24 protein-coding genes, 2 tRNA genes and 2 pseudogenes are annotated in these 26,619 nt (G+C 69.4%); 10 read left to right on the plus strand and 18 right to left on the minus strand.

Annotation, left to right across the window (positions count from 1 at the left end):
- Nucleotides 1-532: 532 nt before the first annotated feature.
- Nucleotides 533-1,192: a hypothetical protein gene (locus ACIQWR_RS40325; protein WP_404020812.1), complete on the plus strand. Its 660-nt coding sequence runs from the start codon at nucleotides 533-535 to the stop codon at nucleotides 1,190-1,192.
- Here the strand turns inward: ACIQWR_RS40325 and istA are convergent.
- Nucleotides 1,075-2,040: an IS21 family transposase gene (gene istA / locus ACIQWR_RS40330; RefSeq protein ID WP_404020814.1), complete on the minus strand. Its 966-nt coding sequence runs from the start codon at nucleotides 2,038-2,040 to the stop codon at nucleotides 1,075-1,077. The genes ACIQWR_RS40325 and istA overlap by 118 nt on opposite strands.
- Nucleotides 2,041-2,186: 146 nt before the next feature.
- Here istA and ACIQWR_RS40335 point away from each other — a divergent pair.
- Nucleotides 2,187-2,819 (plus strand): annotated as a pseudogene (locus ACIQWR_RS40335) (IS256 family transposase); the annotation flags it as partial.
- 87 nt (nucleotides 2,820-2,906) lie between these two features.
- Here ACIQWR_RS40335 and pdxH read toward each other — a convergent pair.
- The 3 genes from pdxH to ACIQWR_RS40350 all read right to left on the minus strand — a co-directional run bounded on the left by pdxH (nucleotide 2,907) and on the right by ACIQWR_RS40350 (nucleotide 5,968).
- On the minus strand, nucleotides 2,907-3,530 hold the full coding sequence (gene pdxH, locus ACIQWR_RS40340; RefSeq protein WP_404020879.1) for a pyridoxamine 5'-phosphate oxidase: 624 nt from the start codon (nucleotides 3,528-3,530) through the stop codon (nucleotides 2,907-2,909).
- 92 nt (nucleotides 3,531-3,622) lie between these two features.
- Complete coding sequence (locus ACIQWR_RS40345) at nucleotides 3,623-4,378, minus strand: transposase family protein (protein ID WP_404020817.1); 756 nt, start codon at nucleotides 4,376-4,378, stop codon at nucleotides 3,623-3,625.
- Between the two features lie 264 nt (nucleotides 4,379-4,642).
- Nucleotides 4,643-5,968 carry an ISAs1 family transposase gene (locus ACIQWR_RS40350; protein ID WP_404020820.1) on the minus strand — a complete coding sequence of 442 codons (1,326 nt, stop codon included), beginning with the start codon at nucleotides 5,966-5,968 and terminating at the stop codon, nucleotides 4,643-4,645.
- Between the two features lie 416 nt (nucleotides 5,969-6,384).
- Between ACIQWR_RS40350 and ACIQWR_RS40355 the strand changes: the two genes are divergently transcribed.
- The gene (locus ACIQWR_RS40355) at nucleotides 6,385-7,191 is read left to right on the plus strand and encodes a methyltransferase domain-containing protein (RefSeq protein ID WP_404020823.1); all 807 of its coding nucleotides are present in this window, start codon (nucleotides 6,385-6,387) and stop codon (nucleotides 7,189-7,191) included.
- A 229-nt stretch (nucleotides 7,192-7,420) separates the two neighbouring features.
- Nucleotides 7,421-8,647: pseudogene (locus ACIQWR_RS40360) on the plus strand (IS256 family transposase).
- Between the two features lie 741 nt (nucleotides 8,648-9,388).
- Here ACIQWR_RS40360 and ACIQWR_RS40365 read toward each other — a convergent pair.
- Complete coding sequence (locus ACIQWR_RS40365; RefSeq protein ID WP_404020826.1) at nucleotides 9,389-9,844, minus strand: hypothetical protein; 456 nt, start codon at nucleotides 9,842-9,844, stop codon at nucleotides 9,389-9,391.
- A gap of 403 nt (nucleotides 9,845-10,247) precedes the next feature.
- Here ACIQWR_RS40365 and ACIQWR_RS40370 point away from each other — a divergent pair, with 403 nt between their 5' ends.
- Nucleotides 10,248-10,493: a hypothetical protein gene (locus ACIQWR_RS40370; protein WP_404020829.1), complete on the plus strand. Its 246-nt coding sequence runs from the start codon at nucleotides 10,248-10,250 to the stop codon at nucleotides 10,491-10,493.
- Between the two features lie 39 nt (nucleotides 10,494-10,532).
- Here ACIQWR_RS40370 and ACIQWR_RS40375 read toward each other — a convergent pair.
- The 8 genes from ACIQWR_RS40375 to ACIQWR_RS40410 form a co-directional block, all read right to left on the minus strand.
- A tRNA-Lys gene (locus ACIQWR_RS40375) sits at nucleotides 10,533-10,606 on the minus strand.
- Nucleotides 10,607-10,744: 138 nt separating this feature from the next.
- Nucleotides 10,745-10,818: transfer RNA gene (locus tag ACIQWR_RS40380), tRNA-Ile, on the minus strand.
- Between the two features lie 563 nt (nucleotides 10,819-11,381).
- The gene (locus ACIQWR_RS40385; protein ID WP_404020831.1) at nucleotides 11,382-11,933 is read right to left on the minus strand and encodes a hypothetical protein; all 552 of its coding nucleotides are present in this window, start codon (nucleotides 11,931-11,933) and stop codon (nucleotides 11,382-11,384) included.
- 235 nt (nucleotides 11,934-12,168) lie between these two features.
- Complete coding sequence (gene tpg / locus ACIQWR_RS40390; protein ID WP_404020834.1) at nucleotides 12,169-12,723, minus strand: telomere-protecting terminal protein Tpg; 555 nt, start codon at nucleotides 12,721-12,723, stop codon at nucleotides 12,169-12,171.
- 72 nt (nucleotides 12,724-12,795) lie between these two features.
- A complete protein-coding gene (locus ACIQWR_RS40395) occupies nucleotides 12,796-13,035 on the minus strand; it encodes a hypothetical protein (RefSeq protein ID WP_404020837.1) in 240 nt (79 codons plus the stop codon).
- A complete protein-coding gene (locus ACIQWR_RS40400; RefSeq protein ID WP_404020840.1) occupies nucleotides 13,035-13,862 on the minus strand; it encodes a ParA family protein in 828 nt (275 codons plus the stop codon). The genes ACIQWR_RS40395 and ACIQWR_RS40400 overlap by 1 nt, the downstream gene beginning before the upstream one ends.
- Nucleotides 13,863-14,218: 356 nt before the next feature.
- Nucleotides 14,219-14,392 (minus strand): hypothetical protein, encoded by a 174-nt coding sequence (locus ACIQWR_RS40405; RefSeq protein ID WP_404020843.1) that lies wholly within the window; start codon nucleotides 14,390-14,392, stop codon nucleotides 14,219-14,221.
- A 371-nt stretch (nucleotides 14,393-14,763) separates the two neighbouring features.
- The gene (locus ACIQWR_RS40410) at nucleotides 14,764-16,173 is read right to left on the minus strand and encodes a replication-relaxation family protein (protein WP_404020846.1); all 1,410 of its coding nucleotides are present in this window, start codon (nucleotides 16,171-16,173) and stop codon (nucleotides 14,764-14,766) included.
- 1,095 nt (nucleotides 16,174-17,268) lie between these two features.
- Here ACIQWR_RS40410 and ACIQWR_RS40415 point away from each other — a divergent pair.
- The gene (locus ACIQWR_RS40415; RefSeq protein WP_404020849.1) at nucleotides 17,269-17,463 is read left to right on the plus strand and encodes a hypothetical protein; all 195 of its coding nucleotides are present in this window, start codon (nucleotides 17,269-17,271) and stop codon (nucleotides 17,461-17,463) included.
- 39 nt (nucleotides 17,464-17,502) lie between these two features.
- Here the strand turns inward: ACIQWR_RS40415 and ACIQWR_RS40420 are convergent, their stop codons facing one another.
- The 4 genes from ACIQWR_RS40420 to ACIQWR_RS40435 all read right to left on the minus strand — a co-directional run bounded on the left by ACIQWR_RS40420 (nucleotide 17,503) and on the right by ACIQWR_RS40435 (nucleotide 20,264).
- Nucleotides 17,503-17,790: a hypothetical protein gene (locus tag ACIQWR_RS40420; protein WP_404020854.1), complete on the minus strand. Its 288-nt coding sequence runs from the start codon at nucleotides 17,788-17,790 to the stop codon at nucleotides 17,503-17,505.
- Between the two features lie 670 nt (nucleotides 17,791-18,460).
- Nucleotides 18,461-19,270 (minus strand): hypothetical protein, encoded by an 810-nt coding sequence (locus ACIQWR_RS40425; protein ID WP_404020857.1) that lies wholly within the window; start codon nucleotides 19,268-19,270, stop codon nucleotides 18,461-18,463.
- A gap of 200 nt (nucleotides 19,271-19,470) precedes the next feature.
- Nucleotides 19,471-20,013, minus strand: a complete 543-nt coding sequence (locus ACIQWR_RS40430) for a hypothetical protein (RefSeq protein ID WP_404020860.1) — start codon at nucleotides 20,011-20,013, stop codon at nucleotides 19,471-19,473.
- Nucleotides 20,010-20,264, minus strand: coding sequence for a hypothetical protein (locus tag ACIQWR_RS40435; protein ID WP_404020863.1), 255 nt, complete (start codon nucleotides 20,262-20,264; stop codon nucleotides 20,010-20,012). Before ACIQWR_RS40435 ends, ACIQWR_RS40430 begins: the two co-directional genes overlap by 4 nt.
- Nucleotides 20,265-20,678: 414 nt before the next feature.
- Between ACIQWR_RS40435 and ACIQWR_RS40440 the strand changes: the two genes are divergently transcribed.
- The 4 genes from ACIQWR_RS40440 (at nucleotide 20,679) to tpg (ACIQWR_RS40455) (ending at nucleotide 25,703) form a co-directional block, all read left to right on the plus strand.
- Complete coding sequence (locus ACIQWR_RS40440) at nucleotides 20,679-21,305, plus strand: hypothetical protein (RefSeq protein WP_404020866.1); 627 nt, start codon at nucleotides 20,679-20,681, stop codon at nucleotides 21,303-21,305.
- A gap of 21 nt (nucleotides 21,306-21,326) precedes the next feature.
- Nucleotides 21,327-21,860 carry a hypothetical protein gene (locus ACIQWR_RS40445; protein WP_404020869.1) on the plus strand — a complete coding sequence of 178 codons (534 nt, stop codon included), beginning with the start codon at nucleotides 21,327-21,329 and terminating at the stop codon, nucleotides 21,858-21,860.
- A 53-nt stretch (nucleotides 21,861-21,913) separates the two neighbouring features.
- On the plus strand, nucleotides 21,914-24,586 hold the full coding sequence (locus ACIQWR_RS40450) for a Helicase associated domain protein (protein WP_404020871.1): 2,673 nt from the start codon (nucleotides 21,914-21,916) through the stop codon (nucleotides 24,584-24,586).
- Nucleotides 24,587-25,142: 556 nt separating this feature from the next.
- On the plus strand, nucleotides 25,143-25,703 hold the full coding sequence (gene tpg, locus ACIQWR_RS40455) for a telomere-protecting terminal protein Tpg (protein ID WP_404020874.1): 561 nt from the start codon (nucleotides 25,143-25,145) through the stop codon (nucleotides 25,701-25,703).
- A 47-nt stretch (nucleotides 25,704-25,750) separates the two neighbouring features.
- Here tpg (ACIQWR_RS40455) and ACIQWR_RS40460 read toward each other — a convergent pair whose 3' ends face one another.
- A complete protein-coding gene (locus ACIQWR_RS40460; protein ID WP_404020876.1) occupies nucleotides 25,751-26,407 on the minus strand; it encodes a hypothetical protein in 657 nt (218 codons plus the stop codon).
- Nucleotides 26,408-26,619: the final 212 nt, after the last annotated feature.

Consider the following 26,619-nt stretch of genomic DNA (forward strand, 5'->3'; position numbering starts at 1 on the left):
CCCGCGGAGCGGGACCCCCAGCGCTGCGCGCTGGGGAAACGAACGGGCTCGCTGCGCTCGCCCGAAGGGCGAGCCCCTCGCTGCGCTCGGGGGCCCCGGCTTCGCCGGGGCAGGGCCGGCCCTTCGGGCCGGTGTCCTGCGCTTCGCTTCGGACAGCCCGCTCCGCGGGCTGAAAGCCCGGCGCTCCGCACCGGCCTTCGGCGGCGCACGAAGGCTCATAGTGCAGGTGCTTTGTGGCCGGAGATCAGGACCGCTGCGCGGTCGAGCGGGCTGGGTCCGCTGCGCTCCCCCACCCCTTTCAACGAGTCCTTCCGGCTTCGCCTCCAGTCTCCTTGAGGCCCACTTCGTGGGCCTGGCCAGCAACAGTAAGGGTGTCGCTCGTTCGTGTCGGGTTTCAGCATAGCCGCTGCATCTGCCGTATGCACGATGTACCTTTGGCAGAAGACGAGGCCAGGTTCTGACCGTATAGAATCTCGCTCGTGTTCGGGAGGAACGGCAGGATATGACTGGGCATAACGAATCTACCGGAAAGGTGTCCTCGTTGAGTAACTATTCCGGGCGCCGGGTGAGTCAGTACCAGGCAGCGGGTACCAACGCGCGGCTGCGGCTGTTCGCGCTGCTGGCCGCCCAGGGAGTGGCTGGGGCCGAGGCGGACGACCTGGTGGCCGCGGTGGAGGCGGGGGCGGTGGCAGGGGCGCGGTCCGGGGTGGTCGAGCTCGAAGGTATGGCTCCGGCCGCGCGGGGTGCGGTGTTCTCGGATGGCTGGGATGAGGGCGTGGCCGCGGTGAGCGAGGCCTTGGTCTCGATCGCGGATCAGGGCTGGGCGCAGCGTGGTGGCCGTTCTGCCGGTGCCGGTGAGCTGGTGGTGCGTCTCGCGGACGTGCGGCGGCGCGAGCGGGCTGATGTGGTGCGGCTGGAGCGGTTCGTCCGGGACGTCGTGCTACCGGATACCCGGCCGAACACCACGGCGCGGCGCCGGGCCCTGGAGGCTCTGGGCGACGCTGGCGGGCTGTGCACCGCACGGACGGTCGACGGTGATGGGGACGTCGTCGTCTGCACGCTCCAGGCCGGGCACTACGACCCGGACGACGAGCCGCCGTTCAAGGACGGGGAGCCCGGCGGCTGGCACGCGGCAGGCCCCGCGATCTGGAACGACCGCGGTGCGGCCTGCGCTCCGCACGCGGCTGTCTGAAAGGTCATCGCGTTGAGCTCGGCGAGTGTGGCGACTTCGGGGACGGGGACGAGGTGGTTGCGGCGGAACCAGCCGATCTGGCCCTCGACTCCGCCCTTCTCGTGGGCGCCGCGGATACCGGGCTGGCAGTAAAAGGCTTCCAGGCTGTGGTGCGATCGGAAGGCAGTCCAGCGTTCGGCCTCCACCCGGCGCCGTGAGAGGCCCAGTACCTGGGCGACGGCGGCCCTAAGGTTGTCGTAGCGGACCTTCCCGGTCGGCACCCCGCCCAGCGCGTTGAGAGCGTGGACGTGGCCCTCGAAGAACGCCTCCTGCCCAGCCGAGGCGAAGATCCGGTGGACGGCCTTACCCGAGTACGACAACCGGAACGCGAACAAGTAGCAGGTCACCAGCTCGCCGGCCAGCTTCACTGTGACGTCCCCGAAGTCGACCTCTGCCTCCGCACCTGGCTTGTGGGTCTGCGGGACGAACGCGTCCACGACTCCTTTGCCGGCCTGCTGGCGGATCTCCTCACGGCGGACAGCGACGTATCCGCGGACCATCTGGTAGGAGATGTCGACTGCATCGTGCTCGTCCAGCAGCCGGTCGAAGATCCGCTTGACCGTGTGCCGCTGCTTCCGCGGCGCGGTCAGATCCGCCGCCAGCATGGCGTCGATCACCGGCTTGTAGGTGTCCAGCCGCGTCTCCCGCGGGCTCATCTTCTTCCGCGGCTCGGGAAGCGCCGACACCATGGCCCGCTGCACGGTCTCGAAACCGACGCCGTACTTCCGCATGAGCGCCCGCAGCGACATGCCGGTCCTGGCATCACGGCGGATCGCCGCGTACAGATCGACCTTGGACTTCGGCAGCACCCTGGCCCCCTCGTCGTGCAGAGCACAACCAGGGTCCCGAATCAAGCACCGGAGCGTTCTCGAAACTCGACGACATCACTCTCACGTGGAACCGGGCGATCCCCACGCTGAGCAACAGACGTTCCTGGAACTCGTAAACAAAGCCACTCGGGCTATGGGCCGGCGACGGAGGCGAGGGCGCCAAGCACTGGATGCACATCCTCACCGAGATCAAGAACCGCGGCGTGAACGACGTCCTCATGCTGGTCTGTGACGGGCTCAAGGGCCTGCCCGACGCGGTCGGGACCGTCTGGCCCCGCACCACCGTCCAGACCTGCGTGGTCCACCTGCTGCGGAACTCCTTCCGCTATGCCGCCCGCCAGGACTGGGACAAGATCGCCAAGCTCCTCAAGCCCGTCTACACAGCGTCGACCGAGGACGCCGCGCACGAGCGGTTCGCCGAGTTCGCCGACGCCTGGGGCAAGAAGTACCCGGCGATCGTGCGGCTCTGGGAGAACGCGTGGGAGGAGTTCACGCCGTTCCTCCGGTTCGATACCGAGATCCGCCGCATCGTCTGCACCACCAACGCGATCGAGTCCGTCAACGCCAGGATCCGGCGAGCGGTCAAGGCCCGCGGGCACTTCCCCAACGAGCAGGCCGCCCTGAAGTGCGTCTATATGGCGATCATGTCGCTCGACCCCACCGGCAAGGGCCAGGCCCGCTGGACCATGCGCTGGAAGACCGCACTGAACGCCTTCGACATCACCTTCGACGGCCGACTCTCCGCCGCCCTTCAGTAACTCCAACAACCTGAGTTACACCGCTCGTTTGACAGACCCCTTCTCCGACCGCACCGCTCTCATGACCGATAGAGACACAGCTTCTTGCTACGGGCACAGCCGCTCAACATGCCACTCCTCCCCCTCAGTGACATACTTCAGCCGGTCGTGCAGCCGGTTCTCATGCCCCTGCCAGAACTCCACCGCATCGGGCACCACACGCACCCCACCCCACTCAGACGGCACCGGCACCCGCACACCCTCCGGGTAGCGTCGGACCAACTCCGCGTAACGCTGATCAAGCTCCTCGCGTGAGCCGATCACCCGGGACTGTTCACTTGCCCAAGCACCGAGCTGAGAACCATGCGGCCGCGAGTGGAAATAAGCAGCAGTCTCATCGCGGCCAATACGGGCAGCCGAGCCGGTAACCACGACCTGACGAGCCATAGAGTGCCACGGGAACAGCAGCGACACATACGGGTTAACATCGATCTCCCGCACCTTGCGAGAACTGTAGTTCGTGAAGAAGACGAAGCCCCGCTCGTCAAACCGCTTCAACAGAACAGTGCGAGAACTAGGACGACCCACAGCATCGGCAGTCGAAACAACCATTGCATTGGGTTCAATCACACGCGCGACGGCAGCCAGACCGAACCAGCGAGCAAACTGCGCCATAGGATCCTCCGCTAGATCCTCCTCCCGGAAGACCGCGGAACGGTACTGCCTGCGCATAGCAGATGGGTCAAAACCCTGATCCGTCACCTCGCCATCCTGCCACAGGACGTCAGCCAGAGGCAGGATCGTACACTGAGCCTTTTCCAACCTCATGCTGAGGCGTGGTGGAGGACGAGGACGGCCTTCACGATGTCGGTGATCCGGTTGGTGCTGCAGCGGAGCTTCCGTAGGAGGCGCCAGCCCTTCAGCACGGCCATGGCCTGCTCTGCGACGCAGCGGATCTTGGCGTGGCTGCTGTTGTGCCTTCGCTTCCACCGCTCGAGTCGGCGCCCGCGGAAAGGGACTCGGATGTGGCGGTCGGCGCCTTGGTACGCCTTGTCCGCCCAGCACTTCAGGCCCACGGCGGCGAGCGCGTCGACGATCCCGTGGCTTCGGGCGGCCGTCAGGTCGTGAGTGGCTCCGGGCAGGGCCGGGGATGCCCAGAGTAGTCGGCCGAACGGGTCCGTGAGGACCTGCACGTTCATGCCGTGCCGCTTGTGTTTGCCCGAGTAGTACGGGGTATCGGCGGCGATCCTGTCGATCGGCAGCAGCGTGCCGTCCAGGATCACGAAGGCCTTCGCCCGGGCCGTCTCCATCACCTCGACCAGCGTCGGTGCGAGCACGGCCAGGACCTCGATGGCCTCGCGTATGTACCGGTAGACGGTCGCGATGCCGATGCCGAACCCGGCGGCAAGCTGGGCGTAGGTGTCGCCGCACCGCAGGTGGGCCAGTGCGAGCAGAGCTTGACGGCCGGCGGGCAGCCGCCGCCACCGCGTACCGATCTCCCGCCGCCGGACCGCGAGCCGTTGGGTCAGGTGCCGCAACGTGCTGCTGGACAGATCGATCGAGGACGGGTAGACAAGCACGCGAAGCTCCTGGCGGCACGGGTGATCTTGGTCGAGAACCCGTCTACCAGGAGCTTCGTCGTTCCGTACAGCCCTTGACCCCCAACAGCCCTCCATCACTGCCAGGTTGGAAAAGGCTCACTCAACAGCGAATCCCCGAACAGAAAGCGACACCCTTCCTGCCACCGCCCCGGCGAGAGGTACCCCGTGAATAGGCCTCCCGCGTCCGGGTCCAGCAGCAGCACCCGCACCCCGGCCCGCTCCAAATGGGTCCGCAGCAGCGAGTCATTCAAGCCGATCAACCCGAGGCCACGCACGGCCAGAACGTCCAGCTCGATCGCGGTCCGGGCGAGAGCTCACCAGGGCTGATTCAAAGTCTGATGGTGCCGGTATCGTCGCAGGCCAGGGGAGTTTCAGCAGGTCGAGGGGGTGGGTGAAGGGGGTGTAGGAGACCTCCCGCAGGGCGGCGGCGATACTGCGGTGTCCCGCTGAGCGCAAGGTGTTGATGGCGAGGTTCCGGATGGTCGCCATGTTCGCCGGCCCATGCCCGGAACGGATCTTCGAGGCGTCCTCGGCGAACGTCGTGTCCCTGATGTGGTGGACGGCCTCGATGCCCCACTGGGATCTGGCGATCTTGTTGAGGCAGGTGGGGCGGGCCTGGTGGGAGGGCATGTCGGTGACCGCGTAGACCGTCTGGCGGGTGACCTTCCCGGTCTTGAGGTCGGTGCGGTGCCGGAGTAGTTTCACGGCCTGGACCGCGAACGGGTAGCCCAGATCGAGGTCGGTGATGGTCAGTGCCCGCACCGATCGGGTCTCTTTGCGTCCGTGGCCGCGGGTGCGGTCGTAGGAGACCTCGCGGCACTGCTTCCAGGGCAGTGATTTCAGTACCGCCCGCAGCGTCGGCTGGTTGGCCTTGACCACCAGGAAGTAGTGCGCCCTCTTGTCCTGGACGATGTACCGGGCCTGGTCGCGGGTGGTGTGCAGAGCGTCCGCGGTGATGACCGCGCCGGTCAGGTCGAAGGGGTCCAGCAGCGGGGCGAACGCGGTGACCTCGGTGGTCTTGTCCGGGACCGGGAGCTGGGAGATCACCTGCCCGTCGCCGGACAGCGCGGAGAGAAGATGCACGGCAGTACCGGTGTCGGTGCGCGAGCCTCGGGCGGTCTTGCCGTCGACCGCCACGGTCGTAGGGCCGGCCGGGGTGGCACCGAGCAGGTCCGCGAGCCCGCCGGGACACACAATATTGATCACGCGGCGCAGGGTCGCGGTGGACGGCGGTATCCGGATGCTGAAGGCGGTGGCCGTGCGGGCACCGAGCCGTGCCAGGGCGTCCTGAGGCGCGGCGGCGGCCCACTGGCCGACGGCGGTGAACGACTTCGCGCCGGTGAGCACCGCCGCACACGCGGTCAGCAGCACCGACACCAGGCTGTGCCGCCGGCCTCGGCGGTCACGAGGGTCGGGCAGGACCGCGAGCCTCGCAGCGAGGTCCGGCAGCGAACGCTGAGCAGGGGTCGGCGACTTGGCCAGACAAGGCATGACAGACTGACGGCACATCGAAGCTCCGGCGGTTCGGGCGACTGGGAGGTCACCTTGATCGTCGGAGCTTCGTTGCATGCCGGGAGAATGTTCCGATGAGCCGTCACACTGCTGTGACCTGCGGGTTCATAGGACCACCGAGACTTTGAATCAGCCCTGGAGAGCTCACTGCTCCCGCGCCCGCACCGGCCACATGGGGATGCCCTACGGCCCGGCCGTCGCCCGCCTGCTCCTGGCCGCCCTCGGCCCCGACAGCGCCCGGGCGGCCGGCTCGGTCTTGTGCGCCGACCTGTGAACGCTCTCTTCTCCCCGGACGGCTGGGAGAAGAGGCCCGCTTCCCCCGGCAGGAGCAGGGGAGCGGGCCCGCCGGTCCGGGCCGGCCGGGTCCCTCCTCCCGGTTCCGGGGCGGCGGCGCGGAGGGGCCGGGGTGCTGCTGTGTGGGCACATCAGCCGGGTTCCCTGGCTGGGGCCAGCCGGTCCCCTAGGGTGGGCTCGTGTCGTCATCACCGTTTCGCCTGCGCACCACCGGCCCCGCGGTCGCGGCCGACGACCTGGACCGGGTCCTGGAGGAGAGCGCTGCCTCCACCGGCATCCGGCGCCTGCGCGCCTGGACACGCGGCGTGTTGGACATCCGGCCGGGCGGGACCGCCGTCGATGTGGGCTGCGGGAACGGGGCCTGGACGCAGCAGCTGGCCCTCTGTACCGGGTCCACCGGCCAGGCCGTGGGGGTGGAACCCCACCATGGGCTGCGCGCGATCGCCGTGCGCCGGGCCGAGCAGGCCGCCAGCCGTGCCCGGTTCGTCGCGGGTGATGCCCTGGCCCTGCCCTTCTCCTCGCGGAGCACGGACGTGGTGTGGTGCGAGCGTGTCCTGCAGCATCTGGATGAGCCGGGCCGTGCCGTTGCCGAGATCAGCCGCGTCCTGCGCCCTGGGGGCCGGGTTGCGCTGCTCGACACCGACTGGGCGACCCTGGTCCTGTCCCCCGGCGACCCGGACACCGTCCGCGCCCTGGCCAGGGGGGCTGCCGCTCGCGTCGCCAGCCCCTACGAGGGCCGCAACCTCGCCGGCCGGCTCACCGGGGCAGGGCTGGAGGTGACCGCCATGGGCTCACAGGCAACGCTGCGCACCCATCGCGATGTGCGGTGGGAGAGCCTGCGCCGGCACGCCGGGCGTGCCGTCGAACTGGGCTTGGCCACCACCGTACAGATCCAGGATCTGATGAACGGCCTCGCCAGAGCGGCCGCGGACAAAACCCTGCACTGCTCGGTGACCGTGTTCGCTGCCGTCGCCCGCCGCACGTGACCTGGAGGTCTATTCACCGGGTTCACCAGCCCTTTGAACCGCCCCGGACTCCGGAAGCGGCGCGCAGGGCGCCGCGCACTTCCATCTGGTGGGCCATCCGGACTGCCGTCCCCTTGCCTGGATGGTGTCCCGCCGGGTGGTGTAACAGCGATCTTCGCGTAGGCCCTGGTCATGGGGCGGCCATCGCGCAACTCTGCGAGTAGAGAGGCTCGTTGAGAGAGGTGACGCGATGGCCTTGTCCCAGCATGACTTACTCCGCCTGATGGAGTCACTGCGTACGGCGGACGGAATCGAGTTGATCAGGGTCCTGGCCCAGAGGTTCCTGCAGGAACTCATCGAGGCCGAGGCCACCGCCCACATCGGGGCCGAGCCAGGTGAGCACAGCGCGACCCGCACGACGATGCGCAACGGGCATCGGGAGAAAGTCCTGACCACGCAGGCCGGGGACCTGGACCTGGCGATTCCCAAGGTCCGCACCGGCAGCTTCTTCCCCTCGCTGCTGGAGCGCCGGCGCCGTATCGACCAGGCCCTCTACGCCGTCATCATGGAGGCGTACGTGCAGGGCGTCTCGACCCGCGGCGTGGACGACCTGGTCAAGGCCCTGGGCAGCGACACCGGGATCTCCAAGTCCGAGGTCTCCAGGATCTGCGGCGCCCTCGACTCCGAGCTGAGCGTGTTTCGCACCCGGCCGCTGGACCACACCCGCTTCCCCTACATCTACCTCGACGCCACCTACTGCAAGGCCCGGGTCAATCACCAGATCGTCTCGCAGGCCGTGGTCGTCGCCACCGGCATCACCGAGGACGGCGGCCGGGAAGTCCTCGGGCTGATGGTCGGTGACAGCGAGACCGAGGTGTTCTGGAGCGAGTTCCTGCGCTTGCTGCGCGAGCGGGGGCTGACCGGGGTCCGCCTGGTCATCGCCGACCACCACTCGGGCCTGGTCAAGGCCGTCCGCAAGGTCATGCTCGGGGCCGCCTACCAAAAGTGTCGCGTTCATTTCCTGCGCAACGTCTTCGCGGTGATCCCCAAGGACGCAGCGGAGACGGTGGCCGCGACCATCCGCACGATCTTCGCCCAGCCCACCGCCGAAGCCGTCCGTGCCCAGCTCGACACCGTCGCCGACCTCCTCGGACGGCAATTCCCCAAGGTCAGCGCGATGCTCCTGGAAGCCAAGACCGACCTCACCGCCTTCGCTGACTTCCCCGAGCGACATTGAAAGAAAATCCAGTCGACCAACCCCCTGGAGCGGGTCAACCGCGAGATCAAGCGCCGGATCGACGTCGTCCAGATCTTCCCCAACCCCGACGCCCTCGAACGCCTCACCACCGCCATCCTCGCCGAGATGCACGACGAATAGATCGCCTTCCCCCGCCGCTACCTCCCCGAAGGCAGCATGGACAAGATCTACCCCTCTGAAGATCAACCCGCCACGGTTACACCACTCCAGGGGACATGACCAGCCGGTGGGCATGACTTCGCAGGCCGCCGTCCATGTGCCCGGCCCGCTTGAGGGGTTATTGCGCGTGGCTCCCCTGGCCGGAGAGACGACCTGGTCGCTGATGTTCCGGATCGCCGCCCGTTACGGCCAGGAACCCGGCTCGCTGCGGGGGCACTGGCAGTGGAGGAACCATCAGCCCCGCCACCCTGGCGGTGCACCGCGTGCGGACGCGGAGGCACTCCTCGACCCAGCCGGCCAAGCCGTGCTGGCCCGGTTGTGCAAGGTGGACGGGAAGGTCATGGGGCAGGCTCTGCCGTTCTGGGGGCACGAGGACGACGAGCTCTCCCAGCAGGACACGGCAAGGGCCCCACAAGCTCTCTGGCGCGTTGCGGGCGCTGTTGTAGGGCCGATGGCGTTCGGCTGTCGGGCGTGCGCGGCACGGCGCACCGGGCAGGCGGTACGTGTGGTGCGTTACGCCGAGCGCTGGAACCGGGTGTGTGGGCAGCACGGCCGGTGGCTGCTGGACACGGACGCCGACCAGCACTTGGAGAACCTCGATCTGCGCGAGCTCCCGGAAGTCGCAGCGGCGCGGCAGCGATGGGCCGCGGTGGAGCGGCGTGCCCGCCGGTCGGGCGTGGAACCGGCCGGGGTGTTCGGCCTCGCCCAGGCGGTCGTGCCTACCGCCCCGTCACAGAAAGGCACATTTGGGATGCCTGCCGTGCCGCGCGATGCACAGTGCAACGGGCACCTGCGGGGCCTTCAAGGGGCGATACCCAGGTCGCGGAGCAGGGCTTGGGCATCTTCGACACGCTGGAGACTGGTCTGAAGTTCGGTCCGTGCGTGCCGCAAGGCCGCCCGCATGTCCATGAGTTCGCTCTCCGGGTCCTGGCCAGGGGGCTGTGCGCTGGAGGACAACAGGGTCTGCGCGGCGCTCAGCGCGTGATGGACAGCCGGAGGCACACCGGCCATATCATCGCTGTTCGTGGCGGACAGGTCCGTCAGCGAGCGGTTGACCCGGGCCGCGAGCAGCTGCGTCCAGACGTGGCGCAGCGCGTCTTCCTCGTCATCGGGGCGGACACCGGCGACCCGTAGGGCGCCGGTGAGGTAGGAGAGGTAGCCGTGACGGACCTCTTCGAGGTCGACCCGGTCCGTGTCGGCCGCCGCAGTCATCTCCACCAGGACCAGCAGCACGCCCAGTGCGATCGAACGCGGCATCGGCCCATCCGCCAGCGGCTCTATACCACAGGCCCGCAGACACTCCCTCAGCTGATCCACACTCAACAACGGCACCCGATCCACGTGTGATCCTCTTCCCTCCCGGAGACCCACCCCGGACATACCCAGCCGCACTCCGCCGACACACACCCCTGGACACGTGCGCCGGCCCGGAAGATCAACACACCATCCGCGCCACCCACAACCCCCTACCCACACCGTCGTTGACCAGCCGTCTCACATATCCCCCGAGGCGCCGAGGGCCCTGTCGCTCCATCCGCAACAGGGCCCTCGGCATACCCAACCCGCCCAGACCCGCCAGCCCACGCGATACGACTACAACAGCGGACAAGGGGCCACGCAGTCGGGCGGCCGCGGCAGCCGGGGCTGAGAAGGTGAGGACATGAACAGCGAGAACGACGACTCCCTGGAAACAGCGGCCCAGAACCTACGCGACGCCCAGGAAGCCCTCCACACAGCCCGCCGGAACCTGACCCAGGCCACCCTCACCGCCTACACCAACGGCGAACCCGTCACCCAGATCGCCGAACGCACCGGCCGCACCCCCATCGACATCTGGAACACCCTTGCCATCCACGGAATCACCCGCACCACCCACGCCAACGGCACCCCCGAACCCACCACCTAAACCACAAACACACCAAACCCACCAAACAGTCACACAGAGTGAGGCGAGTGGGGCTCGACCCCACGACCGGCGGACCAAAAGTCCGCAGCTCTAACCAACTGAGCTACCGCCCCATGCCCTCGACAACAACACACTGGCGATCACAGTGCACATCGCGCCCCGCCTATCCTGGCAAGCGCGCCGACACCGGCCACCGCGACCTCTGAACAGCCACAGGCGCCCTACCGACAGCAACCCGCTGGCTGGCGTAGTGGGGTGAGTGGGACTCGAACCCACGGCCGACGGATTATGAGTCCGCTGCTCTAACCAGCTGAGCTACCACCCCAACCCACCCGATTAGAACACCCGACCTATCCGCCTGTCTCGCCCCACCCGGGCGCACCACCCGTGGTCGGCAAGGAGCCCAAAAGCCGGACGGTCACCGTCGTCCCCGCCCTCCTGCGATCATGTGAACGCCGGGGGGCAGCCGCTGGAATGTGCCGTACCCCGGACGGGGCTCGCGCGGGGACATGGATCGCTTCACACGCCCCACACCCCGCGCGCCCCCGCACCACGCCAGGAAACCCTCGGGCCGCATCGCGGCGAGCCGACGCCAGCAACCCCTCCGTGGGCGCAACCATCGCACGCCCAGATCGTTCCCTACCCGGGAACAGCACCTTCCCCTGCTCTGGGCTGGCCACCACCCCCACGACCAGCCCAGAGCACCCCCACACCCGGCGCCACCTACCCTGCCCCCATGAACCAGGGCACACCACCTGTCAACGGCCAGGCCCGGCCGCCGCCGTCCCTGAAGTAAACCTCTTGGAGGCCCTGGGCAGCGCCCCCATCGACAGAAACGCCCTGCGAGCCAACACAGGCTCGCAGGGCGTCGGCGCACCTCAAGGGCACTCAGCGGTCGGCGAGATATGCCGCGTCCGCACCAGTCTGAGACCTCAGGACCGCGCCGGTCGCAGAGTCTCTGGCGGTATAGGTGGTGGTCCGGGTGCCGATGATCTCGAACACGTTGGTGGGCTTCACGAGGTTGCCCGGATTGCAGAGCGGGTTAGTGACCGTGAACACCGTCTGATAGGTAGCGGTCACAGCGCCCGGAGTCCCGTCCTGGCCCGGCTCGAGCCTCGTTACAAGAGTAACGAAGTTAGCAACGCCCTTCTTAGCCGGGTTTGGGCCGTTCGGCCCCTCCCAAGCCCACCCGCCCACCACCTGCGTCGCGGTGGAGTCGGTGGACACCACCGTCAGCGAAGTGTCCGAGTTGAACTTCACCGACTTCACCTTGGTGCCATCAGAGGTCACCGGCGCGCCCATCACGAAAGCAGCCGATCCGCCCACCCCCGGAGCGTCGACCAGATCACTGGGGCCGCCGAGGCACTGCCCAGGCTGCGCCGCCAGCGCGGAGGACGGGGCAAGGCCAAGCAGAGTGACGCTGCCGACTACCGCGGCCATAGCCACAGCACGCGCTTTCCCTCTGATCATCTTTCACCTTCCAGATGAGGACATGTCCCAACTGTCATCCCCTGAACAAATAGAACAAAAGCTCTAATTGAACCAAAAAGGCGCATACTGCCACCCGTACGAGGACGTCGGAACCCGAAACGTCGCAGCAGGACGCTCCCCCACCAGTAGAAACACCCGTGAGCACACAAGCCCGCAGGGTTCCCAGGCGGGGTACGCAAATCAGTCAGAATGTGATGCCGATGTAGTCGATGTCGGTGAACTCGACCAGGAGACCCTGGGCCCGGCCGCCGCCGTCCTTGAAGTAGACCTCTTGGAGGCCCTGGGCCGCGATCTGCTGTAGCTCCGCCTCGCTGCCTCCAGCGTCCTGGGCTGCGAGCAGCCGGCCCACGAACTGCGGTGGCAGGTGCTGGGTGATGCGGCGCATCCTGCCGTCGTCGGTGGTGCCGGGGGCCGCGGTGAAGCCGAACCGGGCGCGGGTCTCGATCACCGCGCCGGTCTGCTTCGCGGCGCGGTCGCGGGCGCGCTTGCGGACCAGGGGCTGCCACCGGCGCTTGACTTCGGTCTCCAGCCGGCTCGCGAGGTCGGCTTTGGGGCGCTTGATCTGGTCTTTCACGTACCGCTCGACCGTGCGCTGCGAGATGCCGAGCAGCGCGGCGACTGCCTTGGTGGTCTTCTCCTGCTTGACCAGGTAGCGCATCTGCGCGCCCGCGGCCTTGGGGATCGGGCGGGTGAACGCGTGCTGCGCAGCCTTGTCCAGGCCGTCTCCCACGATGCCCATCAGGGTCCTTCCTCACGGCCAAGGTTCCAAGGAAGCTTTCTTGCTTCCTCGGAACCTTGGATGCTTGCATCCCTAGTCCAGCTTGACAGGATGGGCCTCCAGCCATGCCTGGATGGCTTCAGCTACGGCATCTTTGAGCTTCACTTCGTGCACGGCCAGAGCGATCGTCAGCTGTCGGCGCAGCGGTGCGGGCAGCGTCGTGGTGATCGCGACCTGGGCCACCGGCGGTTCACGGCGAACCGTAGCGGCCGGGGGAGGGGTCGGGGCGAGCGGGAGCTGGCGGGAGTCGTCGACCGGGTTGTACTTGGGCATCAGGCTCTCCCCATCACTGCATCGATCCGGGGGCGTGCCCAGTCGTAGACGTCGCGGAAGGTGTCAGCGGCCTTACGACCGTCGGTGCCATCGCTGCGCAGCGGCTGCGCGTTCTCGGACTGGTTCTTGATGGCGACCAGCTCGGTCACGTGGACCGGGCACACGGCCAGGCCCCACATGTCGCTCATCTGCCCGAGCCGCTTTTGGTGGACGACCAGGTTGGAGCGCACTCGGTTGGGCACGACCCCGGCGACCGCCAGGTCGGGGTTGAGGGTGTGGCGGTCGCGGTCGATCCGCTCGTAGATCCGGCGGGCCGACTCCACCGCGTCGTACTCCGGCTCGCACGGCAGCAACAAGACGTCGGCCGCGGAGAACGCGATGTCGATCTGATGCGACAGCAGCTGCGGCGGACAGTCGATGACGACCAGGTCGAACGCGTCGCTCACTCCGTGCAGCGCACGCAGCAACCGCTTCTCCGACGCGGCGGTCCCCGCGGTCAGGGCCAGCAGCTCCAGCTCCAAGTGCCCCGGGGCGATCGTGATCCGCTCGCTGTAGACCGGATCGTCGTACCCACACGGAACCAGGATCCGCTCCACCTCACCCACCGCCGGCCGCTGGAGGACCGACGCCAGCGAGGCGTGCGCACGCTCTTCCGGCGCCTGCGGAACCCGCGCTCGCAGCCGTCTGGTCAGGTTGCCTTGCGAGTCCATGTCCACCACCAGGACGCGCTGCCCGGCCTCGGCCGCGGCTGTCACCAGACCCTGGGCCAGCCCGGTCTTCCCCACCCCACCCTTGTGGTTCGCCACCGCCACATGCGGCGGGCTCACACTCGAATCAGACACCCAGCACCTTCTCTCACCAAGCAGCACAAGAGCTGCAAGCTTCCAAGCAAGGAAGCAATACGTAAAACAATCATGGCTCAGCCACGGTCGTGTACAGACCGACACGAGCCAGGAGACGGCGTCTCGCACCGAGTGCTACGGCGTGCGATGCGGTGCTACGAGAACGGGCCCGGGGCGCGCTGCGCCCCGGCAAACGGGAGGGAGCCGGCTCGATGGCCGGACCCCTTGACCGCTACGCGAGGTAGCGGTCAAGGGGTGTGGCGCTGCGGGCGTTTCCCCTTGACGTGGTTGGCGGGGACTCCCTTGACCGCTACGCGCCGTGCCCGGCGGGCCGGCTCGCGTCAGCGGGCGCCGAGCAAGCCGGCGCAGGCGAGGACCAGGCCCACGGCCATCCCGGCCGCCGTGATCGGCGCGGTGAGGGCGGGGTGGCGGTGGATGACGTAGCCGACGCCGCCCGCCAGGAGCAGCGTCACGAGGACCAGGAGCAGCAGGACGGCCAGGGCGAGCGAGGACACGACGGTTCCCTTCGTCAGGGCATGCCGAGACTCGGCATGCGGTGAGGGTGGATCTTGGACAGGCCGGACTGCTTACGTCTCGGGCACCGGCCCGGGCAGCAGAGTGCGGCACGGCGGGGTTAGCCCCGCAAGCCCCCACCTGGGCGCGCTCTGCGCGCCGAGAACCACGGTCATCCTCCAGGCGAGCACCGGCGGCCACCAGGGACCCAGGCTTTCCAAACCGTTTGGAAACCTGGCCCTTTGCCCAGAACGGGACGCGGCCCCGATCCACGAGCGGGATCGGGGCCGGACGGTCCGGTCGTACTGCCCCAGAGCGCGCTGGGCAGCGTTCCTGACCCGCGCGCCCATGTCGGCGCGGACTAGATCAAAGCCTAGTGCGGGGGGCGGGGACGGCGGAGGAATCCGAACGGCCCGTTCAGCCGGGCCTGTTCCTCCAGTTCCGCCCGCTCCTGGGCGAGCACGAGGGCCTCCCGCGCGGCGCTGTCGGCGCGGGACTGGCAGATGCTGCACAACCCGCCCCGCACCACGGCCGCCTCGCTCCAGTCGTCGTTCATCCCGCCGGGGTAGACCTTGCGCCCGCACTCCGGGCACGGCCACGCCGCGGCTTCCCGACGCTGGCGCTGCCGCTCCGCCTCCCGCTTCTCCTGCTCGCGCGCGGCGTCCGCGATCAGCCGGCGCTGGTCCTCGCGGACGCGGTACGCCCGGTAGTCGTCCGGGGTATCCAGGGCGTCGGCGAGGGTCTGCCAGCCCTCCCGGCCGTAGCGCCACCAGACCTCGCCGTGGGGGCCGCGGCGCTCCAGGAGGTCGAGGACGGTGACGATGACCGGCACCGTGCCCGCGTACTCGCGGTAGCCGTCCCGGACGTGCGCGCCGCCGTAGCTGTCGAACGCCTTCTGCCACTGCCCCTTCCAGGCCGGCTCGGAGAGCGCGGCGACCTCCCGCATCCGGGTCTCCATCGCGGCCGGGTCCATCTGCCGGGTGAACACGAGGGCGAGCGGCGGGTGGGCCGGCTGCTCCGGGGCGCTCCAGAGCGTGCGCCACAGCACGACGTCGCGCCCGCCCTGGGACACGGTCCGGCGGAAGAAGCGCCGGTACTGGCCGATCTTCCGCGCGACGATCGGCGGCCCCTCCGTCCCGTTGTCCACCTCCACGAACAACAGCGGCACCGGGGCGCCCGGGGAGACGAACACCATGTCCGCACGGACGCTGCCGCGGCCGGGCGCCGCGAACGAACCCGTCACCGGCAGGCTCACCTCCGTGGACCAGGCCGCGATCGGCCCCAGCCCCGGCGGGCGCTCCGCCAGGGCCGGCGCCGGGCGCGGGATCGCGCCCTTGCGCAGGACAGGCGCGGTCGGCTCGGGCGGGGTCTGGAGGAACGCGCCGAGCGTGTCGGTCACCCGCAGCGCGTGCTTCGCGCCGGACGCCGCGGCGGCTTTCGCGGTGCCGCCCATCTCGCGCGCGACGCGGTCGAGGACGACGGCCGCCGCGTCCAGCCCGGCCGGGGTCAACGACCAGAGCTTCTCGCTCACCCGGTTCCCCGCCGTGTTCACCCCGACCGACCGCCCCGCCGAGATCACCAACCCCTCCGCCTCCAGATCCTTGCAACCACCCCGCACCGTCGCCGCATCCGCAGTCCCCGGACACATCAACAACCTGATCTGCCCCGCCGTCGCAATCTTCACCACCCCCAACGCCTCCAGCACCTGACTCCTCGTCTTGTCCGTCGACCCGTACTTCCGTGCCTTCGTCCCGCCCACAACCTCGCCCCTCCCGCCGCCCATCTCACCTTCTACCTCCCATGATCAGGGACATAAAGAGGTGCCGAGGCAGCGGTGAACATAGAAAACATGCTCTGACCTGCGAAAACATGCGAGAACATGCGAACAGTTACCGCAGGGGGAACACCAGGGAGAACAGCAGGGAGTACCGCAGGCTCTGTGACGGTGGGCAAGCCCGACTTACCCAGGAGCGCCCAGGCTTGCCCACCGGCCGCGCGGCTGACCTGGGCCGGGGAGGTCACCGGTGAACCCCGGGGGCGAACTCACCGGTCGTGTCACACCACCGGTGTGACACCAGACAAGGGGCGGGGGAACGCCTGCTCCTGACGGTGAACACCGTGTGACTCGCGGCGTATGTGACACCGGCTCACCGGCCGGTGTGACTGGTCCTGACGCTGACGCTGACGCCGTCGCTCCCGGCGCCACCACCCCCACATCGCAGATCAGGGTGGGGGCGGACGCGTCAGCGTCAGGACCTGGGCCCGCCCCGGGACCCCAGGAGGAACGGAACAGACATCCCGGAGCGGCGTGCATCCCACGCACTTCAACGAGCGCGCGGCGAACCGGTTCTGCACCAACCCGACCGGTACGGTCCGCCAGCAGCACGGACCCGTGATCCGGCGAGCGTCGACCAGCGCCTGCTGGGCACCAGACCCCGCCACCGGTGCCCGCACAAGGCCCGCACAGAGACCGCACAGAGCCCGCACGGTGGCGACTCCTGAGCGGGCGCGTGCGGACACTGAGCGGACCGTGTGCGGGCCTTGTGCGGGCACCGGTGGCGGGCACAAACCGGGGTATAGCGGGTGCCGGGCCAGTCGCGACGCCCGCCACAATGTGACGCTCCGTGAGTTCCTTCCCGACTTCCTTCCCGACGAAAAGAGCCGATCCACCGGCCCCAAGCGGCAGATCGCGCCACTTCACCGGGGAAGGAGGGAAGGAGGGAAGGAGGGAAGTTACTCAACGTCATTTCGCTTACTGGCGACTGCCGGTCGCCCTGCGCCCCGGGCCGCCTCGCGCGCGCGTTACGCGCGCGCGTTGGGCCCCAGGTTCACCGGGTCCGGGGCGGTGACGACCATGAACGGCGGGGAGAATGCTCGGGTGAGTACCGATCGCCGCCAACTCGGCGCCGGCCCGACCGGAGCGTCCCGCCCGCGAGACATCCCGCCCGCGCCGCGCGCCCGCCTCGCCGCCGACCCCGCCACGCTGACCGCGGCCAGCGCCGTGACCGCCGCGCGGCCGGGTCGGTCAGCCGGCCGCCGCACCCTCGGAACAGGGCCGGCCACCGAGCAGTGACCGGGGCCGGTGAAGTTCACCATGGGGAACTTCACCGAGTCAGCGCAGCGGCTCTACGACGGCCCCGTCGATCTGTTGAGTGGCCTCGGCAGCATGCACTGCGCAGGCGGTGGCGGTGGCGGAGTCGCCCGCCCGGTCGCTGATCCGGTGCGTGGCCAGCTCGGCGCACGTATGACCGAGCCGGTCATACGACCAGCGGCGACCGCACTCCGGGAAAACACACCATGATCGCCCGCCGGTCGAGGTCAGGGTCGGTCCGTGGTCGGGGCAGATCCCCCACAGGACCGCGCACAACGGCGCGACGTCCGGGATCTCGTGAGCCTGCACACCACCACCGTGGCACAGGCCACCCCGCGGTGAGCAACGGATCGAACTGGCCCCACCACACGGTCGAACCCGCCCGCCAGCACCCGCCCCGGGTCCCGGCGGACAACCGCTCCGCCTCACGTGCACACGTGCACGTGCACGTGTGCACGCCCTGGCCACCCCGAACCCGCCCGTCCGGGCGCCGAACCGGCCCGAACCCCGGGGTCCCGAAACGGCTTACCTGGCTTGTCATCGCAGCTCACGGCTTGCCAGCCGACCAACCGGACGCGGTAAGCGGGCAAGCCTCCCGACAGGCCGCGGGCAAGCTGTGGGCAAGCCCCGGTAGGTCGCGGGCAAGCCCCGACAGGCCGCCACCGACGCAGTGCGAGCGCCAATCGGGCCCAAACCCCGGGGCCCGAAACGATGCGGTTGATGCGTCACCGCAGCTCACGATGCGGCAGCGGATGATGTGACGCCACATCACCAAACCCGTCGCCGACGCATCGCGCAGCATCAAGAACCACGTCCCGGCACATCAGTGCCACATCCCGACGGACCGCCGACGGGTCACGACCACATCAACCCGAAGCCCCGTACGTCCCGCTGAGCGCCTATCAGGACCCGGCCCAACCACGGGGGCCGATCTTGCCCATACGGCGCCCAGAGGGGCGCCCAGAGGGGCGCCCAGAGGCTAAAACGGGGCTGCTGGCTGATCCTGTGATTGCTGGGCGTAGGCGGCAAGTTCGGGGTGCTCCCGGGCGAGCTGTTCACGCAACAGCCGAGTCTCCTCCGCCTGCTCGGCACGGCGCCGGTCCCGCTCGGCGCGTTCGGCGTGCGACTGCTCGCGCTCACCATGCTCCTCGTAGGCGTCTTCCAGCATCCGCTCCCAGCGGATCGTCTCCCGCAGCCGCTGCGCCTCGGTGTCGGCATCGGCCTGGGCCCGCAGCGACGCCGTGGCCAGCTCGATGGTCGCGGCCTCGGCCTGGTCGTGGCAGGCCCAGCACAGGCCATCGGCCGGCCTTGTCCCCTTCCCACTGGCACACTCCCGGCCCCCGGCATCAACGCCCGCACAGTGCCACCACACCGGCCCCGCCCCCGCATTACCGCGAGGCCCGGGCACCACGCCCTGACGTCGGTCGGCACGACGCGCGGCCCGCCGCTCCTCGCACTTCGGGCAGACATCCCGGGGCCCAATGTGGATCCGCGCCCCGTCCTCGCACATCGGGTCCGGGCAGTCCGTGGACGGGCGCACCAAGCCGACCGCGACCCCGACCGCAGAGCCGATGCCCTTGCCGCCCTCGGCCGCGTCCATGGCGTAGCCGTGCTCCCACCACCGGCGTCGCACCCGCTCTGCCACCTGCTCCGCCGTCCGCCCGCCGTCCAGCGCCGCCAGGACCGCCCGGGTGATCTCCTCCGGCCGGAACTTCGGCAACAACGCCGCCAGAGCCGCGGGCCAGGAAGCCTCCACCGTAGCCACCGCCGAGGCCTGCTCGGCCGACAACCGCAGCGCCCCAGCTTTGCCGTCCCTCCCCGGCCGCGAACCCCGCTGCGGCGCGCCAGCGCCGTCGGACGCGGCGAAGCCGCCATCGCGCCCGTACGCGCTGCTACCTGCACTAGCCCTACGGGCGTCACCAGCGGCTCGCGCCGCAGGCGCTTCGTCTTTCGGGTTTTTGGACTGAGTACAAGGACTGTATTGGGGAACTACAAGTTCCCCCGTGGACGACTTGTAGTTCCCCCGTCGGGCTCCGCGAGGGTCACGCCACGGGGGGTCTCAGAGTTCCCCCGTGGGTTCGTTCCCTCACCATCGCCAGCCTGCTTCGGGCGCGGTTTGCCCTTGTCGGCTCTTCCGGGCTTCACCGGAGCCGGCGCGATGTCCGGCCGGTCCTGGGGCGTCAGGGGGTCACGTCCGAGCCGGGACCGCTCGGCGTTCACGCGGTCGACGTTGCTGAACCAGCCGTAGGGGATCAAGAGGTCATAAACCACAGGACGCCGGTCGGCCCGGTAGTGCCGGACAAGCGCCTGGTCACCCTTCGCGATCAGGCCCCGGCGCAGCATGTTGCGCCAGCACCGCTTCACGGTCTCCTCGGAGACGTGGACGCGCGTGGCGATCGTTTCCTTCGCCAGCCAGCTGCCGCACCCGTCCGAGTCCGCCTTGTCGGCCATCGCGCCGAGCACCGCGTACTCGTTCACGTCCGAGACCGGAGCATCACCGCTCAGGACCCAGACCATCGCTTCCAGGCTCATCGCGCCACCCCCATGAGGTAGCCGTACGACTCCAGGTCAGCCAGCGCCGCCAGGAGCTCCGCCTGATTGTGGTCCTCCCCGGCCGCGAGCGACTGCGCATTGAACTGCGTGCCGTCAGGCATCAGGCAGATTCGGACGTAGGCGCCGAGCGCGGTGAGGGACAACCGCTCGTCCCCGGCCGGGGCCTGCTGTGCGGTGACGGCCAACGGCTGCGGGACACCCGTGCGCGTCCAGACCCTGTTCTGGATCACAGGACCATCCCCATCGTGGCCACGCGCCGGACCGCTCCGCGGGTGAACCTGCCGGTGCCGTGACGAGGGCCATGTGGTGCTTTGTGCGTCGTTCCACGTACTCTCACTAGTGCTACTTCCTTGCGTTGAAGTGCTCGCTCCGTCCTCGGGTTGCCGCCCGAGACGGAGAGGGAAAGCGGGCCCGCCTAGGGCCCGCTTTTCTGTTTACAGATTGAAGCGAAGAAATTAAGTCCCCATCTCTGAGGTTATCTATCGCTATTCGGCGCTGCTCGTATTTGCTTCCCTGATAAGGGAAGTTGCCCATCGGAGAATTGTGGACCCTCCGGCGATCTTCACGGCTACCTCGACGACACGGCCGTCGGTGAGGTAAACCGTCCGGACCACCTGCGTAATAATTACGTCGCCGGGCGCCGGGTGAGTCAGTACCAGGCAGCGGGTACCAACGCGCGGCTGCGGCTGTTCGCGCTGCTGGCCGCCCAGGGAGTGGCTGGGGCCGAGGCGGACGACCTGGTGGCCGCGGTGGAGGCGGGGGCGGTGGCAGGGGCGCGGTCCGGGGTGGTCGAGCTCGAAGGTATGGCTCCGGCCGCGCGGGGTGCGGTGTTCTCGGATGGCTGGGATGAGGGCGTGGCCGCGGTGAGCGAGGCCTTGGTCTCGATCGCGGATCAGGGCTGGGCGCAGCGTGGTGGCCGTTCTGCCGGTGCCGGTGAGCTGGTGGTGCGTCTCGCGGACGTGCGGCGGCGCGAGCGGGCTGATGTGGTGCGGCTGGAGCGGTTCGTCCGGGACGTCGTGCTACCGGATACCCGGCCGAACACCACGGCGCGGCGCCGGGCCCTGGAGGCTCTGGGCGACGCTGGCGGGCTGTGCACCGCACGGACGGTCGACGGTGATGGGGACGTCGTCGTCTGCACGCTCCAGGCCGGGCACTACGACCCGGACGACGAGCCGCCGTTCAAGGACGGGGAGCCCGGCGGCTGGCACGCGGCAGGCCCCGCGATCTGGAACGACCGCGGTGCGGCCTGCGCTCCGCACGCGGCTGTCTGAAAAGTCAAGGGACGGATGGGCATGTGGAGTACTGACGACGTGGCGCGCGATTCGGTGCGCCGGCAGGGGAACGCTCTGACCGCTGCGGTGGTTGCGGAGCGGGTCGCGGAGGCGGCGGTCAGGGAGCGGGAGACCTCCAAGCAGGCCCTGCTCGGCGACACCTTCTGCGAGTACGAGACGGAGCCGGAGCGGCTGGCCGACATCTGGGCCGCGAAGCACATGGAGTGGCAGCGCGTCAGAGACCTGATGACACAGAGCGGTTGGAGTCGCTACGAACCCGAGCTCGACCTCCAGAGCTCCCAGTGGGCGCAGGAGCGCGGTCAACAGCGTCAGGCCACGTTGTCCGCGCACGCCGCGCACCTCGCGCGGCGGCACGACGAACGGGATGGGCTGCGGACGGAGCTGTGGGTGTCCGCGCGCGCGGGCCGGCTGATCCGAGCAGCAGCCGACCGGGCCGGCCTCCAGCCCGCCGAGGTCCTCGCCCAGCTCGCCGAACGGGTCGTGGTGGGCAAGGACGGCACGCTGTCCGTCCCGCCGTTCTCACCATCCCGATGAATATCCACGGCCTTCTGGAAAACACTGACAAGAGAGATCGGGTAGGGAGGGGAATGTCTGTGATTCAGCTCAGGGAGCACCAGGTCGACCAGAAGTCGAGTTTCCGAAAGTGGGTTGGATTCCCTGCACGCAAGTCGGTCCCTGAGCGAGGGGCCCGGGCAACGATCGTGTCCGCGACGGGCTCCGGGAAGACCATCACCGCCGCGGCGTGCGCGCTGGAGTCCTTCCCCGACGGGCGGATCCTGGTCACCGTGCCGACCCTGGACCTGCTCGCGCAGACCGCGCAGGCCTGGCGCGAGGTCGGCCACAACGCGGCGATGGTCGCCGTGTGCTCGCTGGAGAACGACCCGGTGCTCGCCTCGCTGGGGGTGCGCACCACCACGAACCCGATCCAGCTGTGCCTGTGGGCCGGGACCGGGCCCGTCGTCGTCTTCGCCACGTACGCCTCCCTCGTCGACCGCGAAGACCTCCACCAAGAGAAGGTCCGCGGACCCCTCGAAGCCGCCCTCGCGGGCGGGGAACGGCTCTACGGCCAGAAAATGGCCCCGTTCGACCTCGCGATCGTGGACGAGGCCCACGGAACGGCGGGGGATCTTGGCCGCCCGTGGGCCGCGATCCACGACAACGAACGGATCCCCGCCGACTTCCGCCTGTACCTGACCGCGACGCCGCGGATCCTGGCCGCGGCCCGGCCGCAGAAGGACGCGGACGGGCAGGAGCTGGAGATCGCGAGCATGGCCGACGACCCGGACGGCACCTACGGGGCGTGGCTCGCCGAGCTCGGGCTGTCCGAGGCGATCGAGCGGGGGATCCTCGCCGGGTTCGAGATCGACGTCCTGGAGATCCGCGACCCCTCCCCCACCCTCGGCGAATCCGAGGACGCGTCGCGGGGCCGGCGCTTGGCACTGCTCCAGGCCGCGCTCCTGGAACACGCCGCCGCCCACAACCTCCGCACCGTCATGACCTTCCACCACAAGGTCGAGGAAGCCGCCGCCTTCGCCGAGAAGCTGCCCGAGACCGCCACCGAGCTCTACACCACCGACGCCTCCGACGCTGACCTGACGGCCGCGGCCAAGCTGCCGACGTCCTCGATCGCGGCGGAGTTCTACGAGCTGGAGACCGGCCGCCACGTCCCGCCGGACCGGGTGTGGTCGGCGTGGCTGTGCGGGGACCACCTCGTCACCGAGCGGCGCGAAGTCCTGCGCCAGTTCGCCAACGGCATCAACGCCGACAACCAGCGCGTGCACCGGGCGTTCCTCGCCTCCGTACGCGTCCTCGGCGAAGGCGTCGACATCACCGGCGAACGGGGCGTGGAGGCGATCTGCTTCGCCGACACCCGCGGCTCCCAAGTCGAGATCGTCCAGAACATCGGCCGCGCCCTCCGCCTCAACAAGGACGGCTCCACCAAGATCGCCCGGATCATCGTGCCCGTGTTCCTCGAGCCCGGCGAGAAGCCCACCGACATGGTGGCCTCCGCGAGCTTCCGACCTCTCGTTGCCGTACTCCAGGGCCTGCGCAGTCACGACGAGCGCCTCGTCGAGCAGCTCGCCTCCCGCGCCCTGACCAGCGGCCAGCGCCACGTCCACCTCCGACGCAACCAGGACGGGCGCATCGTCAGGGCTGGCGGCGCGGGTGACGGCGAGGACCAGGAGCAGGACGGCGTCGACGCGGCCGCGGAGTCGGCGCTGCTGCACTTCTCCAGCCCCCGCGACCCCGCCACCATCGCCGCGTTCCTCCGCACCCGCGTCTACCGACCCGAGTCGCTCGTGTGGCTGGAGGGCTACCAGGCACTGCTGCAGTGGCGGGCGGAGAACGGGGTCGCCAGCCTGTACGCCGTCCCGTACGACACCGAGACCGAGGTCGGAATCACCAAGGACTTCCCGCTCGGGCGGTGGGTGCACCAGCAGCGCAAGGCCCTGCGAGCCGGGGAACTGGAGAAGCGCCGCAAGACCCTGCTGGACGCGCCGGAAGCCGGGATGGTCTGGGAACCCGGCGAAGAAGCCTGGGAGACCAAGCTCGCCGTCCTGCGCTCCTACCGGCGCGCCACCGGGCACCTCGCGCCACGGCAAGACGCCATCTGGGGCGAAGGCGCCGGCGACGACGGGCAGCTCGCGATCGGGCAGTACATCGCCAACCTCCGCCGCACGGGCACCAAGAACGGCCTCGGAAAGAACCAAGACACCGCCACGACCCGGGCCGCACAACTCACCTCGATCGACAAGGACTGGAACTGCCCCTGGCCGCTGGACTGGCAGCGCCAGCAGCGCGTCTTGGCGGACCTGGTCGACGCCGACGGGCAGTTGCCTGACATCGCCCCGGGCGTGCTGATGGACAGCGACGACATCGGACGCTGGCTCCAGCAGCAGAAGCAACCGGCTATCTGGGCGCGGCTGCTGCCCGAGCAGCAGAAACGGCTGACCGCGATCGGTGTAGAACCCGACCAGGCGCCGCCACCGGCCCCGGCGAGCGCTCGGGAAACGAAGGGGGCGGGCAAAGCACAGCAGGCGTTCCAACGGGGCCTGACAGCCCTCACGCAATGGGTCGAACGAGAAGGCGCCCACCGGCCCGTCCCCCGCAACCACGGCGAGGAGATCACAGTCGACGGCGAAGCGGAGCCGGTGGTCGTGAAGCTCGGCGTGTGGATCTCCAACGCCAAAAGCCGGCGCGACAACCTCGACGCCGAACAACGCGCCGCGCTCCGGGCACTCGGAATGAGCTGGGCGTAGACCACACCGCGGTACGCCTCCGGCGCGCGGGGACACCGCGCGGCCCTCGCCGCTCCGGAACGGGGAGTGGCGGGGGCCGGTGGGCGGTCCGGTCGTACTGCCCCAGAGCGCTCTGGGCACCGGGCCTCACCCGCGCACCCATGTCGGCGCGGACTACCACCGACCCTAATCCGAACGCGGGGCACGCCGGGCCCGAACCCATCCGAATGATCCGTTCAGGTGGACGGCCTCTACCACCCGCTCCTGGGCGCGTGCGCGAGTAGCGCCGTGGGGATCGAACACCTCAGGAGGCGGGAGGTGTGGTGCGAAGCACCGGTTTCGTGACAGCGCCCGACAAGGCCAAACGCCACCCCGTGTCAGTACAGCAAGGCCAGGAACCACCTTCATGTCAGCAAGCGCAACGCTGATGCGGGCCCTGCGAGCAGGAGTCGGGGCGCCTCTACCGCAGTGGGGATGCCGGCGTCCGCCGTATGCCGGACATCACCCGCCGTCGCGGGGTGATGGCCAGGGTGGACCTGCTGGGCTTGGGATGCACTGTTGTCGAAGGGCTGGTGGGATGGTGCGGGCCATAGGTGAAGGGCAGGAGCGGCTCTTGCACACCCGTCCAGTGCCTGCGACGACGGCGGATCAGCTGCAGGCACTGCTGCGGTGGGAGCGGGGCTCCACACGGCGGGTCGCCGCCGTCCTGGGGGTGTCCCAGAGGACTGTCCAGCGATGGGTGACACGTAAACCGGACAGCCAGGGGCGTCCGAGCGCCCGCCACGAGCAGAAGATCGCCGAGCTCGTGCGGGCCCGCTGGCAGCCGCTGGTCCGTGCCCGCCGACGGGCTGCGGCCGAGGAAGGCGGTGTGGTCGTCCACACCCGCGCCCGGTTCGGGTTCAAGGCCGGTTCCGGGAGCTCCGACGATGCGCGCATGCGGCGCGTCACGGGGCGCCTGGACCCAGCGGTGACGCGGCAGATCTTTGCCGCCCTGGACGCGGGCGCCAGCGAGGAGCAGCACGAACTGGTCATCGGCCGGGCTCTGGGACACCTCTACTTCCGTGCCGCCGGCACGCGCGCCCACGGTCTCCATGTCGCCCTTCGGGACATCGACTTCATCGAGTTCGCCCTCCAGTAGGCCAAGGGCGAGGTCCAGATGCTCAGCAGGCCGTCCGGTGCCGGCCGCTACCCGCGTGCTTCCTGTGTCTCCCGCCAGTCCCACACCACCTTGGCGGGCCTGCCGGCACGGTGGGTGCCGGGCGGCTGGGGCGGTCGGAGCCTGGCGGTCTCGGCCAGCCGCAGCAGGGCAGGGCGCTCTGGCGGCTCGGCCAGCAGATTCGCGGCGCCGGTGAGGCGGGCGAAGGAGGTGGCCGCGCGCAGGAAGCCGGCGGCCCAGGCGGGGACGGGGTGGGTGGCGCAGCCGTCGGTGAAACGGGTCCGGTCGTGGAGGGCGAGGAGCGCTGGGGTGTCGTGGAAGTCGTCGCTGCGGGCGGTGATCAGCTGTTGGAAGGAGGCGCCGGTGAACAGGGTGGCGGCCAGGGCCGCGGCCAGTCGCGGGTGGGCGGTGGCGGTGTGGATGCGGCGGACGGCGTGGGCGGCTTCTGCTGTGGTGAGGGGCTCGGGGGCGGGCCGTTGTCTCCAGTCGATCAGGCCGGGCGTGCAGGGGCCGGTGCACGGGCTGGGGCTGTCGTAGGAGACGAGCCGGTCCAGGGACGACAGGGTGAGCCACCGACCCGGCTCCGCTCCGGCGGACCCGGCGTCAGGTGCGGGTTCGTCGCCGTAAAGGGCACGGGCCGCGGCCAGGGTGGTGGCGCGGGTACGGGGCAGGCCGGCGAGTGTCAATCCCCTCGGAGTGTGGAGATCTTCTAAGCGGCCAGCTCCAAGGCGGAGTTGGTCCGGTGGTCGTTCTCGTAGTCGATCGGGCTCTGGTAGCCGCACACGCTGTGTAGTCGGTGGGTGTGAGGTTCCCCCGAGATGCGGGAAGTGGTGGCAGGGGGTCAGATGGGTCTCGTGAGAGGAACCCGGACGATGTCCGCACCGAGGAAGTATCCGTT

This window comes from Streptomyces sp. NPDC098789, assembly GCF_044759975.1.
Classification (GTDB): Bacteria; Actinomycetota; Actinomycetes; order Streptomycetales; family Streptomycetaceae; genus Streptomyces.

Coding starts and splice junctions, on each gene's coding strand:
- pdxH (WP_404020879.1), bottom strand. CDS start 3,530: ATGCGCAGGCAGTACCGTTCCGCGGTCTTCCGGGAGGAGGATCTAGCG.
- ACIQWR_RS40350 (WP_404020820.1), bottom strand. CDS start 5,968: ATGCAACGAAGCTCCGACGATCAAGGTGACCTCCCAGTCGCCCGAACC.
- ACIQWR_RS40365 (WP_404020826.1), bottom strand. CDS start 9,844: ATGCCGCGTTCGATCGCACTGGGCGTGCTGCTGGTCCTGGTGGAGATG.
- ACIQWR_RS40370 (WP_404020829.1), top strand. CDS start 10,248: ATGAACAGCGAGAACGACGACTCCCTGGAAACAGCGGCCCAGAACCTA.
- ACIQWR_RS40385 (WP_404020831.1), bottom strand. CDS start 11,933: ATGGCCGCGGTAGTCGGCAGCGTCACTCTGCTTGGCCTTGCCCCGTCC.
- tpg (WP_404020834.1), bottom strand. CDS start 12,723: ATGGGCATCGTGGGAGACGGCCTGGACAAGGCTGCGCAGCACGCGTTC.
- ACIQWR_RS40395 (WP_404020837.1), bottom strand. CDS start 13,035: ATGCCCAAGTACAACCCGGTCGACGACTCCCGCCAGCTCCCGCTCGCC.
- ACIQWR_RS40410 (WP_404020846.1), bottom strand. CDS start 16,173: ATGGGCGGCGGGAGGGGCGAGGTTGTGGGCGGGACGAAGGCACGGAAG.
- ACIQWR_RS40430 (WP_404020860.1), bottom strand. CDS start 20,013: ATGAGCCTGGAAGCGATGGTCTGGGTCCTGAGCGGTGATGCTCCGGTC.
- ACIQWR_RS40445 (WP_404020869.1), top strand. CDS start 21,327: ATGTGGAGTACTGACGACGTGGCGCGCGATTCGGTGCGCCGGCAGGGG.
- ACIQWR_RS40450 (WP_404020871.1), top strand. CDS start 21,914: ATGTCTGTGATTCAGCTCAGGGAGCACCAGGTCGACCAGAAGTCGAGT.
- tpg (WP_404020874.1), top strand. CDS start 25,143: ATGGTGCGGGCCATAGGTGAAGGGCAGGAGCGGCTCTTGCACACCCGT.